Below are 14321 nucleotides of genomic sequence, written 5' to 3' on the forward strand. Positions count from 1 at the left end.
AACGAAATGTATCGAACTAGGGCTATTAAGCCTGAAATGCTGAATGGTATTCGTCTCGGTTCTGTCTAAGCAATGGAAAGACCCCGGGCTTCCTTGCGGAAACAAGGTCAATCTGATGCGAGGCAGACCCTGCTGCACCATATGGATCGCCTATGGGTGCGAGAGTAGCGGTTTCCTTTATTTGTGATCTGCTCCTAAAAAATAATTTTTAATTGCCGATGTAATAGTTGAAACTTTATTCTGAGCGAATGCGTCATATTGTAGAGGAAAATAATAACAAGCAAAATTCAGGAGGTTGAGTGTGTGAAAAGAATATGGACTGCCTTGCTAGCAGCTATACTGTTAATCCCCATGACATTCCAAACACAGGCACAGGCGGCAGTGAACATTAGCGTCTTGATTGACGGCGTCAAGCTGTATACGCCTCAAGCGCCTGTTATGATTCAAGGACGGGTCATGCTTCCGATGAGATCCATCTTCGAAGCACTGGACGCAACGGTCAAATGGAATCAAAAAACGCAAACCGTCACAGCAGTCAAGGATGGCACTACCGTCATTCTTAAGATTAATTCCAAGACGGCTACTATCAACAACCAAACTGTAGCGCTGGATGTTCCGGCGAAAAACCTGAAAGGCAACACGATGGTGCCTGTACGTTTCGTAAGTGAATCCCTCGGTCAGAAAATCGGCTGGAATTCCAAAACGAAAACGGTCACCGTCACGACAACAAATGATTCAGGCGGCGGTAACAATACCTACATTGTACCGGTGAGTTATGTAACTCAAAAAGACATCGGCAATGCCGGAGATGGACGTGATTTGCAGGTCAGCTTCTCCAAATCATCCACCGAATCCCTGATTTCGCATTATCGCGTGATGATTGTTAAGCAGTCCAAAACGTTCAGCCAAGCAGATGCAACGCGCATATCTTCAGCAAATTACACTACGGTATACCCTGCAGGGTCGGATCGCTCACAGGTCCTCACATCAAGTTCAAGAGACATTGATGGCGACCTGATCCGGGATAACCAGGCTTATAAAGCTTACGTATTGGCAGTAGGCAAATCAGGCGGCACGTATGCCCTTTCCTCGGCATCGCCTTCATTGACGCTGACCAATACCAATTCGGTTAATGGAGCAACCAATGTGAAAGCAAGCGATATAAGCGACAACGGCGATGGCCGTGATTTGCAGGTCAGCTTCACTCGTGCTCAGAACGAAAGCAATGTAACCAACTATCGTGTGTTTACTGTAAAAACGAAGGATGCAGCTAACTTCAATGTAGCAGCAGCCAAATCCGTATCGAGTCAAAACTACACAACGGTGAACAAAACCAGCTCAACGAATACCACGCTGTCAACGACATTGAGTTCTTCCGCTCGTGATACTTCAGGAGAGCTCATCCGCAGCGGCGTGTCTTATACCGTGTTTGTACTGTCAGTCAGCAGCAATGAAAGCGCACTTGCAAGCAATCTGTCTTCAGGTTCTGCTTCCATCACGCTCAGCACAGGTAATGCAACAGTTCCTTACATTACACAGGTGTCGGATATCGCTGATTTCGGTGACGGCCGTGATCTTCGTGTTAGCTTTAACAAGGTGTCCAACGAGTCCAGCATTAACTCTTACCGGGTTTTTGTTGTCAAGGACAGCAATTACAGCAGCTTCAACTTAAGCAAAGCCAATTCCATCTCCAGCTACAACTATACCCACGTCAACAAAACAGGCAATAACATCAACAACTTGACACTGGCATCGGGTGCCAGAGACGTGGATGGAGCAACCATTCGCAGCGGCGTGTATTATCGTGTATTCGTTATGGCTGTGGACAACAACAACTACAATAACAACATTCTGTCTGCTCCATCGAATTCCATCATTTTAAGTTCCAGTTATAATGTTGGCGCGGTTACCAGCCTGTCCGTTACCGACGTGAACAACTACAATGATGGGCGTGACCTGCAGGTCTCATTCTACCGCCCGTCTGATCAATCGAATATTAGTCACTACCAAGTATTCGTTGTAAAATCATCAAATAGTTATTTTGATCTGTACAGAGCAAACAGCTTAAACAGCTATTATTATACGCAAATTAGCAAGAACAGCAGCAGCAACAGCTACATGACGCAAGTCCTGAATTCCAGCAGCCGTGATATCGACGGAGATCTGATTCGCAGTGGCGTCAGTTACCGGGTGTATGTCCTGTCCGTAGGATATTCGAGCAATAACAATGCCCTATCCGATTATGCATCCATCACGCTTGGGAACAACAATCAGAATGTAAATCCTGTTTCTACGCCGTCCTTGACGGTCATCGGCAATAACGGAAACGGAAGCGACCTGAGGGTTTCCTTCAGTCCTGCTTATGGAGAAAGCTACATCGAGCATTACCGGATTCTTGTCGTGAAGTCCTCCAAAAGCTTGTCATTGTCGCAAGCCTACGCCAACAGATATTACACCATAGCTAACAAAACCGGCAGCACTATCACTCGGGATTTGGCCAGCACGACTCTGGATTCCGACGGGGAACCTATTCAAAGAGGCTCCAGCTATCGCGTGTACGTCTTATCACTAGGCAACAGCTACTCCAACTATACCAACGCTCTCTCCTCTGCCTCTGCAGCTGTTACGGTTCAAGGCGTGACGGAAGTAGGAGTGGTAACGGACGTTACAGCAGTTGATGCAGCAGACAACAATAATGCAAGCGATCTGAAAGTATCCTTTAAGAAGGCTGCAAATGAAACCAACATCAGAGAGTACCGGATCATGGTTGTGAAGCAAGCTAACGCTGCTAACTTTAAAGTAGCTCAAGCTAACAACGTAGGAATAAACAACTACGACAGTGTGCCGATCAGAGCCGATTTCAGTAATGTTCTGAGACCTGGAATAAACGATGTTGACGGTCAGCCGATTAAAAATATGGTGGATTATCAAGTATTCGTCTTGTCCGTAAGCAATAATGGAAACAACGCGCTATCAGCACCATCCGCACCGATTAAACTTACAGGCACCACGGTAACGGTTCCTTCGGATGTGTATGCCGGGATTGAAAGCACCAACGGGAATGGCAGTGATGTTGTCGTTAGATTCACACCAGCTTCCAATGGAGGCACCATTAATGAATACCGAATCATGGTGGTACCATCAGATCAAGGATTTGGATTGGATGATGCCAATAGAATAACCGATAGAACTTGGTACACTTCAGTTGCACCAACAAACAGCAAGGTAGAGACAACTCTGTCTGCTAGTGTAAAAGATGTAAACGGTGAGGATGTTAAATCCGGATATAAATACAAAGTATTCGTTCTTGTGGTAGCAGATGGTACAGTTTCCACTACAAACGCTATGTCTAAATCGTCCAAAGAGTTTGAAATCCCGAACCCGATCCAAACCACAGCCCTTACAGCCAAATTGGATGCAAGCGGGAAACTTCAAGTTGATTTCAAAAAAGCTGTCAATGAAACGAGTATCGATGCCTATCGTGTATTGTTTGTTGAAAAATCACAGATGAAGGACTTCAACCTGCAAAAAGCAGCAGAAGCAGCTGGCAAAGAAGATACGAAAGCCACCATCAAGCCAACCAATAAAGATATCTCGACTCTCATTGATATCCCAACCAAGGATGTTTCAGGCAAGGATATTACAGCAGATACGGAGTACGCCGTATATGTTTACTCCGTGCCAACAAAAGATGTGAAGAAAGCTTCAAGTGCGCAGTCCGCTACACCGCTCTCTTTACCATCTAAAACTTTGATATTAAAGACAGGAACTCCTGCTCCAACAACTCCTTAAGCAAGCGATTTGTGTAATCGAAGCGGCTGGCTTCCAGCCAAACATCGCGCTTAAATCCCAAGAAGCTGTCCTCCCGGTCAACCTTGACCTTGAGGGACAGCTTCTTTTTTCTTCCTCGCACCGTACCTCCCTCTTTTCTAGAACTTCTCATCACTATAACTAATTTCTGCATGATTTTCGAATAAATTAGTCGGGTACTTCCGAATGGTAAAATATGATAATTTATTAATTAGAAAGCGTTTTCATTCTTCTGCTGCACTCAACCGTTTTATTTTATTGACAGTATGTCCAGATTCGATTTAAGGAGGTGAAGTCTAACCCCTGAAAGCCCCTAGCGGGAGCTGAAAATTCCACCGTCTGATGAGCGCATCATGAAGTTTTATCAGCAAACAGCTCTTGACCACTTCATTACAAAGGAGATGCTAATGATAAACTTAACAAAGAAATCTTTACTGTCCTTCACGCTGATCGCCGCTATGCTGTTCTCACTAATTCCATCCTTAACATCAGCAGCAGAGGCAGACCAGATCAGCCCGCTGAGCAGCGGTCCCCAAGCTTACGTCAATGCTATGCAGCCGGGCTGGAATCTGGGTAATTCGCTTGATTCCGTCGGGTCCGATGAGACCGCTTGGGGAAATCCGCGCATCACCAAGGCTCTGATCGATCAAATCGCGGCTCAAGGCTATAAGAGCATCCGAATTCCCGTAACCTGGAATAACCAAATCGGCAGCGCACCGAATTACACCGTCAATGCCCCCTACATGAATCGTGTACAGGAGGTTGTGGATTGGGCGCTTGACGCCAATTTGTATGTCATGATCAATGTTCATCACGATTCATGGTTATGGATCAGCCATATGGAGAACAACCGCAATGAGGTTGTAGCCAAGTACAACGCCGTCTGGACCCAAATCGCCAATCGTTTCAAGAACCATTCCAGCAAACTGATGTTTGAAAGCGTCAATGAACCCCGCTTCTCGGATGGCGGTACCACCAGCGAAACCAAGGCCTTTCAGATGCTGGATGAGCTCAATGTCTCATTCCACCGGATTGTACGCAGCTCTGGAGCGCAGAACGCTGTACGCCCGCTTGTGCTGTCTACCCTGGAAGCTTCGCCGACCCAGACCAGAATGAACGAGCTCTACAACACCATGACCAAACTGAATGATTCCAATCTCATTGCCACCGTTCATTATTATGGATTCTGGCCGTTTAGCGTTAATATTGCGGGATACACTCGCTTTGAAACCGATACCCGAAACGACATCGACCAGACATTCAACAACGTGTACAACACCTTTATTGCCAGAGGTATTCCTGTCATCCTGGGTGAATATGGACTGCTTGGCTTCGATCAGAACACCGGGGTCATTGAGCAGGGGGAAAAACTGAAGTTTTTTGAATACCTGACCTATTATCTCAAGCAGAAAAACATCACACATATGTTATGGGATAACGGCCAGCACTTCAAGCGAACGGCCTTCACCTGGTCCGATCCCGAGCTTTATAACATGATGAAGGCGGGTTGGAGCGGACGCTCCTCTACGGCTGACACGGATCTTGTATTCGTGAAAAAAGGAGCGGCTGTCCAGGACAAAAGCATTCCGTTGAACCTTAACGGCAACACGTTATCCGAGATCCGCACGAACGGACAGCTCTTAACAGCCGGACAGGACTACGTCTTAAGCGGAAATTCCATCACTTTTAAATCCGGACTGCTAACCAGATTGACCTCTTCGGGCCAGCTCGGCGTAAATGCCGTACTGACGGCCAAGTTCAACCGTGGAGCGGATTGGAACTTCAGGGTCATTCAGAACGATAAACCATTGCTGCGCAGCACGCAGGGCTCCACTGCTTCCTTCAGCATTCCAACCACATTCAATGGGGATCAGCTTGCTACGATGGAGGCCGTATATGCCACGGGTGGGAATGCAGGGCCACAGGACTGGACCTCCTTCAAGGAGTTTGAGTATACCTTCTCTCCATCCTATGCCAGCGGTGAAATCAAACTGAAGCCGGCCTTCTTCAATGAAGTCCGAGACGGCGAGATTATTCTCAAGTTCCATTTCTGGAGCGGGGAGATCATCACCTACAAAATCACGAAAAACGGCAGCAGCGTCACCGGAAACGTATCATAGACGACATATCACCAATAACAACGGCCTGCCGGAAATTCTTCCAGCAGGCCGTTGTCCTCATTCTATCCAGCGAAATTCCTAGCCGAGGGGCGGATGAACAGCAGCATGCTGTATGGTTCCTGTATTTTATCCAACAGTAGAATGAACAAAAGCTCAAGTGATATCACTTGAGCTCTCATCTTATCATGCTTCAACTATACTTTTTTTTCAGCCATAAATTTATCGATAATCCCCGATATCATATGCATGCTCACGGGTTTGCTTACATACTCATCCATACCCATCTCTAAATACCTCTCGCGATCACCTTTAATCGCATGGGCTGTCACCGCCACGATATATGGATCTCTTTCGGATGATATGGATTCTTTAATAGCCTTGACCGCATCCATGCCATCCATGAACGGCATTTGGATATCCATGAACACAATATCATACGGATGACGTTTAAATGCCTCAACGGCCTCAAGTCCATTGTGGACCGTGGTGGAATTGTATCCCAGCTTCTCAAGCATTTTCTTAAGGACCAGCTGATTAACCTCATTATCCTCTGCGATCAAAATTCTAAGTTCATTGCCGGAAACATGATTCTCTTGGATGGTCCCGTTGTTCTGTATACCGCTAGCATTTGTTTTAAATGAGAAATCAACCGTAAACGCAAACACAGATCCTGACCCGTTAAGATTCCGTTCGTACCATATATCCCCGCCCATCAGCTTAACGAGCTTTTTACAGATAGCCAGACCCAATCCGGTTCCCTCCACCTTCCGGGTCATATAATGATCCACTTGATAGAAGGGCTCAAATAAATGGGCAACCTTCTCTTCTGGCACGCCAATGCCCGTATCCACAACGGAGAATTGGATAAGGGGCGGATTACCTTCATGGTTGAGGCACTGAACCGAGATGGAGACTGCGCCATTGGGTGTAAACTTGATTGCATTGCTAAGCAGGTTCATCAATACCTGTCGAAGCTTGGTCACATCCCCATGGACCTGATCCGGTACTTCGGAGGCTACGGAAGTGGTCACCTCGATATTTTTCTCTAGCGCCTTCGGCAGAATCATGTTCATGGTTTCGGACAGAGCGATCCTTAGACTAAATGTTTCTTCCACCAGCTCGGTTCTGCCTGATTCGATTTTTGAAAAATCTAAAATATCATTGATTATGTTCAGAAGGGTTGTCCCGCTTTTCTTGATGATCTGAACATAATCCCGCTGCTCCTCGTCAAGCTCTGTCTCCAGTATCAAGTCCGTCATCCCGATGACGCCGTTCATCGGTGTGCGTATCTCATGGCTCATCATGGCGAGGAACTCGCTCTTCGCCTTGTTGGTCTTCTCGGCCGCTTCCTTCTCGATGATCAGCCGCTTCTGCTCCGTCATGTCCTTGGCAATGATGTAGAAGCCCACGTTTTGGTTATGAATGACGATCGGCGCCAAGGTGGCCAGCACTTCAACCGTATGCCCATCCCTGTGATGGATACCGTTAATCCCTTTCTCGACAGCAACATAATCAGCCGCGGAAGAGAGTATCCGGGAAAGGTTGCGTTCACCGATTAAACGCGAGATCTTCGTTCCGATTAATTCCGGAATTTTAAAACCGGTCAGCTGTTCTGCCATCTGGTTCCCGTTAATGATCTTTCCTTCGAGGTTGAAGGAGATAATCGCATCGTGGTTATATTTTTTCAGCGAGGTATAGCGCTCTATGCTTTCCTGCAGCCTTTGCTCGGCGACTTTACTATCAGTAATATCAACGATTTGCGAAATGAAAAATAAAGGGGTATTCTCCTTGTCATCCCGAACCAGGGATACGTGCATCGATGCCCAGATCTGATTGCCGTCTTTATGTGAGAATTGTTTCTCAACCGCTATGGTTGAGGACGTATCATCCAGGGAATGGAGCAGCTTCTCTTTATTATTAATGCAATTAGAATAAACATAATCGGATGCCGGCTGTGCCATTAATTCTTCCTCTGTGTAGCCGAACATTTTGCAAGCCGCAGGATTTACGCTGATCCAATGCCCTTCTACCGTAACCAGGGCAATGCCAATTGGGGCACTTTTGTAAACATGTTCAAACAAAGCTTGATGGCCAAAAATATTGACATCACTCATACTCTGCACCTCCTGATATCGATTATTATACATCAGCATGTTCAAAATGGGGACTTTTCAGGGATTTATCGTTGGAATTAATCTTCGATAGGATCATTCGATAGGATCATCGGCATCGGTATACCATACAATAGACGCCGTGTTCTGCGTGTTCGTCAATTTAACAATCGTTTCTTGATAGTCATAGGATCTATTCAGTCGGAGAGCCTCATCCGTCAGCCCCATATCTGCCATGCCCTTTACTACACATTCCCTTAATAGCGGACGATCCAGCAAATGCCTGGATTGAGCGTCCCTGATAAAGGCAAGTCTGGATTCAACCGTAGCAGTCTTGAAGAAAAGTTCCACGTCCTCCGGATCTGGTCCATCCTTCATCGCATCAATCATCAGCCGCTCGTGCTTGTGCTCTGATGAGGTCTGAACAATTCCGATCGGGTATCTTGTCGGATAGACTACTTCTGCTTGACGTCTCTGCTCCAACCCTTCTATGTATTCCAACATATCCGCAATGGGCTCAAGGGCAAATCGCTGCTGTAATTTGTGTTTGGCCCGAACAACGCTCTCTTGAACATCCTCTACTTCCCGGTTGATTATATAAGAGGCATAGTGGCTAGTTTCGGGAAAGTAGTGGTATAGTATACTGTTCTCTGTATATACCACGCGCAAGAATTCGTGAATATTAGCTGCTACAATCCAAACCTCCTGATCCATATTCATAGGAGACACACATACGATGTACGCTTGCTCTAAATCAGCAGCCAATCCGAAATCTGTTAAGAATCCATAATGTATTCCATCTACTCCGCAAGATGCAAACGGAATTACATCAGGCGGGGTCGACATATAGCGGATATCCTCTTGTGTCATGATCAAGCCCAAATTGAAATCAAGTGATAAGTCCTCCGCACGCAGTTCCTGTTCAAATTCAAACAGCTCCCTGACCGTTTCAGGAACAGCGTATTTGCCATAGTAATTCAAGTTCAGTTGATTCATATTCGTATCCACTCCATCCCGTTTTTGCGCGACAACTCGCTAATATGCATATAAAGCAGTCCCCTTTATTCAGTTACCCGTATTTTAATCCGTCACATCATGTGAAGGTCAATCCTGATGAAACTTTTATTTTAAATGATCCCAAACAGCATAAATCCGATGATGTTGATCGCCAGATTGGCAAACATATGGACCATCCAGGACGCATAAATGTTGCCGTTTCGCTCATTCAGCCAGTTGAACAGGAGTCCCGCCACAAACAAACTGACAATGAGCAGCAGGAACAGCTCTACGGAGAACCAGCTGGTCATCATGGCAATATGATACACGGCAAATGCCCCTGCACTGAACAGATAAGCAAACCTGCGTCCAACCTGTTCCTTCAGCGTGAAAAAAGCAAACCCCCGGAAAAAGAACTCCTCCAGCAGCGAATTGACAATCGATATATAAATAGCTACGAAGATGAAGTTGCCTGCATCTACCCCGAGGTTATTCTGCAGAGCTCCCGTTACCTTGGAAAAATCAAAGAACGGCCCGATTAAGAAGTATCCGCCCAGGATCAAGGCAAATACGCCGAGTCCCAGCAGCAGAGACCTCGAAAGCCCTTTTCTCTCGAAGGTAAACAGCCTGCGAAACGGTATCCCGCCCGTGATTAAGGCATAACCGATCGGCAGCGTCAGAAACAACATGACCTTGATAATGGATTTGACCGCGTAATCCGGACGGATTACCGCATCGACAAAACTCATGGCCAGGCAGCTCAGCACCATAATCGCTATGACGGAAATGATCTTTTTTCTGGATCTCATATCGTATCTCCTTCGGCTGCTTATCGCAGTTTTCGCTATATAAGAGTTCTATGTACGGAGCATAATGCCCTCTACCAAAAAAAAGAAAGCCTCTGATACAATGATCAGAGGCTTTCCACTGTTCTCTTATGATACATAGCGGCCAAGCGCCGCTTGATATACACTCTTAGGCCGGAGTCCGATTAGTTTGTCCGTCGGTTCTCCGTTATGAAACACAATCACCGTCGGCATGGACATGATGCCGAATTGGGCAGCAAGCTCCGGGGATTCGTCGCAATCCACCTGATAGATATCGAGGCGACCCGCTTCCTCATGACTCAGTTCTTCGAGAATGGGGAGCAGCACTTTGCAGGGCGGGCACCATGTGGCCCCGAATTCAACAAGAGTGACTCCGTTGGGTTTGATCGCGCTTTGAAAGCTTGATGACTCTAATCGTGGTAAACTCATTTGTTTTCCTCCGCTTCTTCCGATTTTCGTTCGTCCAGAATCGATTGCATGCGTTCCTCCAGATTTGTCTTGATATGATTCAACTGGTGGATTTGCGCCTCGATCTCTGCGATTTTTTGCCGAAAAATCGGAAACACCTCCGTACAAAACGCCTCTTTGTTCTTCAAGACGCAGTGCAGGAACCCGGCGATCTGCTCGGTAGACAATCCAAGATTCAGATACAACTGGATGGTTCGCACCTGATCCTCGGCAAGTACCGAATATTCCCGATATCCGTTTTCGTTTCGAGCCGACGTAAGCAGCCCTTGCTGTTCGTAGTAACGAAGCGAACGAATGCTGACGCCGGTACGGGCGGCAAGTTCTCCGATTTTCATGCTTTCACGCCTCCTGGATGAACGATTGAATTCCATTGTAAACCCTGACACTAGTGTGAGGGTCAAGCGTATTTCGCCCATTCGAATCGTCCATTATTTAGAATCGATGATTGCATCTTCTATTTTTCATTTTCTTTTCTTGGATTTGCTTCTGGAGTCCTTGCGAAGCTGGGGCCGGCGATACGGCGGCACATGCTGGAGCATCGTGTGGAACACGGTTCCCCACTGCTCCTCGTTCAGCTGACCCATGGGAAGCTCACGATCCACTCTCAGCAACTTGACCAGCCTGGCTATCTGGGGAGGGGTGAATATCTCCGATAGCGCTGCGTATAACGGCAGCTTCGGGTCCCGTAGTCCATAGGTTGCCAGCGCCGAGAACATCTGGTGATGCTGCGGGGAAACAAGCGGCTGTTCCCTCCGGCGGATGGAGAGGATGGCTGAATCCACCTTGGGCGGCGGTGCAAAATGATCGGGCGATACCGTCCGAACGAGCCGGATCTCATACTGCATCCTCCAGTTTAAAATTCGCGGATTCCGAATGGAGTGCGATGTGAATCCTTTTGCCGCTCCCTTTTCCACCAAGATTACGGCTCTCTGCATCGGAACTGCCGGATGGAGCAGCTTCCCGAAGATCGGCGTTGTGATCGAATAAGGGATATTGGCGACTACAACAAAGGGTTTCGAGGGCAACGATGTTTCAAGGAAATCGCACTGCTTGACCTCAATATTGCCCCTTTCCCCCATTTTGTCCAACAATTTATGGATAAGTACTGAATCGATCTCAATAGCAAGCACCTTGGCCGCTTTCTCTGCCAGCGGAAAAGTCAGCGCCCCGGCACCTGCTCCGATATCAAGAACGGTTTCATGAGGATGAATCCGAGCCAAATCGATCATATCATGAATCAAACGTTTGCTGATGATCATATTTTGCGACGGGAAATTTGAAGATGTCTTCAACGGATCCCGATGATTTTTATTTTTTTTAAACACAAAAAAGCACCTCATTCATTTGTATAGTAATGAAAAAGGTACAGCACAAATAATCCTTCACATTTTCACGAGAAAATGCCTGGAATTAGCTGGTCTGTACCGTCATTAGCGAATACGCATGAATGAAATGCCACACATGTAAATGGAATCCTCCTTGCTGCTGCCAGATAAAATGTAACAACCACAGTGTAGCACAGGCAGTCATTGAGCTCACGGGGACGTTCTATTAAAAAGATTCTTTACCACCCAAGGCAGGTCATAAATATGGTAAGTTGAAGAAGACGTAATCTGAATACCGATATCGACACAGATTGGTGTTCTGGCAGAACTTGAAGGGGAGACGGATATGGGACTCTATTTCACGAACGAAACCATCGAAGCGGATAGCGGGGACAACAACTATGTAAGAAACCAAATGATTGAATTTAATCTGAACCATTTTCCGGACGACTTAAAAGGCAGGTACCAGGAAATAAACTTGTTGTTAAGGAATGCGGACGGTGAGATCTTGGGCGGGATTGTTGGGGAAATATGCTGGAACTGGCTGGAGATCCACTATCTGTTTGTGGATGAGCGATTCCGTAAATCGGGGTACGGCGCCAAGCTGTTAAGCGAGGTGGAAAACATGGCGAGAGAGAAACAATGCGAATTCGTGAAATTGGACACGCTGAGCTTTCAAGCCTTGGATTTTTACATCAAGCAGGGTTATGAAATATACGGCAAGATCGAGAATGCCGGCCGGCATACGCATTACTATATGAAAAAGGATCTTTAAAAATAAAAAGAAGAAAACAGCTAAGCGCTGCCTTCCCTCTCAGCTCTCAGCCGATTTCTTCTTTTTCGATTTGCTTGCTGCCTTTTTAACTCGTCTTGAAATGCTTCAATCCCGCTGAGCGCGGGGTAAAAGCCGATATGTTTCTTAAACGCCGCAAAATGCACCAGATTCCCGTGAAAGTCGAAGGTAGGCATCTGATCGCTGATTTTTTCTCTGGCTTCTGGAGCCGACTCCCTGATTACATTCCTTAATGTCTGAAGGATGCTTTGCACCTCCGGCGTACAGCTCGTGATGTACTCGTCGGGGATGCTTTCACAATATCCGGGACTTTTCAATTACAAACAGGGGTTAACACCTTACATACTTGCGTTTGAATCCAAGCTTCCCTCTCTCAACTTCTTTTCTAATATTCTCGGAAGCATGGAGGAATTTGCTCTTCCCCTTGTCCCGATTGATTTCGACTCGGCCTATTGCCTCTGCGATCTTCACCGCCTTATCATGGAGCGGCAAATAAGATATGGCCACGGTGTAAATGAAAGTATTCATTGCAGACTTCGTTCGGTCAGGTGAATCGTGAATGGTTTTTTGCACCAGTTCGAGCATGTCCGAGATTTTGCCTTCCGGGAACTCGCGATCCGGTCTGCTGCCGAGCAGCCAGCAGTAACAGCTCCATCCTGCTGACATTCTCAGCTCTTCTCCGCTTGCGATCCATTGATCCGCAACGTCTTGGGCAATATCTGCCTCTGCCAGCGTTACAGCAACCACATAATCGGACAGCATATAAAAATAAGCTGCATCCATCCAACGATCATAATCCGCTGCAGTCATCGCTTGAGGGTCTGCAATGATGCCGGCAAAGTACATAGCGTCGTAGTTCCCCGTGGCGTAGAGCTGCTCAGCCAAAGGCTGATTGATTTTGATTGTCTTGGCCATCGGCTTCATGGCGCCTGTCGCCACGCCAAAGAGCGGTTCATGCGCCCCATTGGACAGGTACATTTTTTTGAGCCGTTCCTTGCCGAGTCCTTCAAGCTCCAGCATAACGGATTCTACATTCATGGTTCGACACTCACTTCCTTCATTGGCTTAATATACGGCTGCCGGATAAGCGACCCAGCATTTCACATGACTTGAGTGTACATGAACAATGACGGGTAAGCCTAGTCCCCCCTTGGTGGAAAATAGTTCTGGATTAAAAAACGGCAATCGTTCCCCGATTGGAATCGGGAAACGATCGCCGGCTGTAGAAGTTATATAGCCTCCGGTTGCTCCGTTTGAACTTTCGGTGTCACCACCGACACAAGAAGTTCGTTGGCCGAAGAGATCGGCACCACGCCTCCTGGCAGCTTGAGCTCCCCGACATGTAAAGAATCCCCGATCTCCAGTTCAGTGATATCAATTGGAATGGCGGCGGGAATATGGTCCGGGAAGGATTCAATCTCGATGAAGGTGCTTTGGATTTGGACAACTCCTCCAGCCTTGGCTCCCTTCGCGGTGCCAATGTAATCGAGATTAACTCTCGTGCGCACAACTTCGTTTATATGGATACGTAAAAAGTCGACATGAATGTATTCACGAGTTACGGGATCACGCTGAACGGACTCCAGCAATACGAGAATTGGCTCCTGATTGTCCAAACAAAGCTCAAGGATCCCTCCCTTGCCGTTCCTTGCCCATTTGCCGAACTCACTGGCTGACAGCTGAATCATCATATTATCTTCCCCTGCGCCAAATACAATCGCCGGGATTAGTCCCGATAGGCGAAGCTGCTTCAGTCCGGTTTTGTTCATAACAGCGCGCGTTTCTGCTCGTAAATTTACTCTCATCTCAACAACACTCCTCAGATTATTATGATTTGGGCCCACTCATCCATCAATCGTCCATCATAAACT

At 46.9% G+C, this 14321-nt stretch carries 11 protein-coding genes and 1 pseudogene; 3 read left to right on the top strand and 9 right to left on the bottom strand.

Translation table 11 applies throughout. The features are described from left to right. The first annotated feature begins 303 nt into the window (after positions 1–303). Together WDY75_RS24600 and WDY75_RS24605 are read left to right on the top strand one after the other, a co-directional pair. Positions 304–3792: a copper amine oxidase N-terminal domain-containing protein gene (locus WDY75_RS24600; protein WP_063478787.1), complete on the top strand. Its 3489-nt coding sequence runs from the start codon at positions 304–306 to the stop codon at positions 3790–3792. A 425-nt stretch (positions 3793–4217) separates the two neighbouring features. Further along, positions 4218–5930: a cellulase family glycosylhydrolase gene (locus WDY75_RS24605; RefSeq protein WP_063478786.1), complete on the top strand. Its 1713-nt coding sequence runs from the start codon at positions 4218–4220 to the stop codon at positions 5928–5930. Positions 5931–6124: 194 nt separating this feature from the next. Here WDY75_RS24605 and WDY75_RS24610 read toward each other — a convergent pair whose 3' ends face one another. The 6 genes from WDY75_RS24610 to erm form a co-directional block, all read right to left on the bottom strand. Next, complete coding sequence (locus tag WDY75_RS24610; RefSeq protein WP_063478785.1) at positions 6125–8044, bottom strand: PAS domain S-box protein; 1920 nt, start codon at positions 8042–8044, stop codon at positions 6125–6127. 93 nt (positions 8045–8137) lie between these two features. Beyond that, complete coding sequence (locus WDY75_RS24615) at positions 8138–9037, bottom strand: hypothetical protein (RefSeq protein ID WP_063478784.1); 900 nt, start codon at positions 9035–9037, stop codon at positions 8138–8140. 131 nt (positions 9038–9168) lie between these two features. Then, positions 9169–9846, bottom strand: coding sequence for a CPBP family intramembrane glutamic endopeptidase (locus WDY75_RS24620; protein WP_063478783.1), 678 nt, complete (start codon positions 9844–9846; stop codon positions 9169–9171). 126 nt (positions 9847–9972) lie between these two features. Continuing rightward, complete coding sequence (locus WDY75_RS24625) at positions 9973–10293, bottom strand: thioredoxin family protein (protein WP_006208604.1); 321 nt, start codon at positions 10291–10293, stop codon at positions 9973–9975. Next, positions 10290–10667 (bottom strand): MerR family DNA-binding transcriptional regulator, encoded by a 378-nt coding sequence (locus WDY75_RS24630; protein WP_063478782.1) that lies wholly within the window; start codon positions 10665–10667, stop codon positions 10290–10292. The genes WDY75_RS24625 and WDY75_RS24630 overlap by 4 nt, the downstream gene beginning before the upstream one ends. A 126-nt stretch (positions 10668–10793) precedes the next feature. Continuing rightward, the gene (erm, locus tag WDY75_RS24635) at positions 10794–11657 is read right to left on the bottom strand and encodes a 23S ribosomal RNA methyltransferase Erm (RefSeq protein WP_006208602.1); all 864 of its coding nucleotides are present in this window, start codon (positions 11655–11657) and stop codon (positions 10794–10796) included. A gap of 346 nt (positions 11658–12003) precedes the next feature. Between erm and WDY75_RS24640 the strand changes: the two genes are divergently transcribed. Next, positions 12004–12432, top strand: coding sequence for a GNAT family N-acetyltransferase (locus tag WDY75_RS24640; protein WP_063478781.1), 429 nt, complete (start codon positions 12004–12006; stop codon positions 12430–12432). A 65-nt stretch (positions 12433–12497) separates the two neighbouring features. On the opposite strand, the pseudogene WDY75_RS24645 reads toward WDY75_RS24640, so the two are convergent. From WDY75_RS24645 to WDY75_RS24655, 3 genes and pseudogenes are all read right to left on the bottom strand, one after another. Further along, positions 12498–12767, bottom strand: a pseudogene (locus WDY75_RS24645) (iron chaperone); the annotation flags it as partial. Positions 12768–12780: 13 nt separating this feature from the next. Continuing rightward, positions 12781–13488 carry a DNA alkylation repair protein gene (locus tag WDY75_RS24650; RefSeq protein ID WP_063478780.1) on the bottom strand — a complete coding sequence of 236 codons (708 nt, stop codon included), beginning with the start codon at positions 13486–13488 and terminating at the stop codon, positions 12781–12783. Between the two features lie 191 nt (positions 13489–13679). After that, entirely contained in the window at positions 13680–14255 is a 576-nt protein-coding gene (locus tag WDY75_RS24655; protein ID WP_063478779.1) for a 50S ribosomal protein L25, read from the bottom strand. Positions 14256–14321: the final 66 nt, after the last annotated feature.

The organism is Paenibacillus glucanolyticus (assembly GCF_037333485.1).
Lineage (GTDB): Bacteria > Bacillota > Bacilli > Paenibacillales > Paenibacillaceae > Paenibacillus_AQ > Paenibacillus_AQ glucanolyticus.

Bases quoted from the DNA above. Each gene is read 5' to 3' on its own strand.
- WDY75_RS24655 (WP_063478779.1), bottom strand. From the start codon at position 14,255: ATGAGAGTAAATTTACGAGCAGAAACGCGCGCTGTTATGAACAAAACC.
- WDY75_RS24615 (WP_063478784.1), bottom strand. From the start codon at position 9,037: ATGAATCAACTGAACTTGAATTACTATGGCAAATACGCTGTTCCTGAA.
- WDY75_RS24605 (WP_063478786.1), top strand. From the start codon at position 4,218: ATGATAAACTTAACAAAGAAATCTTTACTGTCCTTCACGCTGATCGCC.
- WDY75_RS24620 (WP_063478783.1), bottom strand. From the start codon at position 9,846: ATGAGATCCAGAAAAAAGATCATTTCCGTCATAGCGATTATGGTGCTG.
- WDY75_RS24650 (WP_063478780.1), bottom strand. From the start codon at position 13,488: ATGAATGTAGAATCCGTTATGCTGGAGCTTGAAGGACTCGGCAAGGAA.
- WDY75_RS24610 (WP_063478785.1), bottom strand. From the start codon at position 8,044: ATGAGTGATGTCAATATTTTTGGCCATCAAGCTTTGTTTGAACATGTT.
- WDY75_RS24630 (WP_063478782.1), bottom strand. From the start codon at position 10,667: ATGAAAATCGGAGAACTTGCCGCCCGTACCGGCGTCAGCATTCGTTCG.
- WDY75_RS24640 (WP_063478781.1), top strand. From the start codon at position 12,004: ATGGGACTCTATTTCACGAACGAAACCATCGAAGCGGATAGCGGGGAC.
- WDY75_RS24625 (WP_006208604.1), bottom strand. From the start codon at position 10,293: ATGAGTTTACCACGATTAGAGTCATCAAGCTTTCAAAGCGCGATCAAA.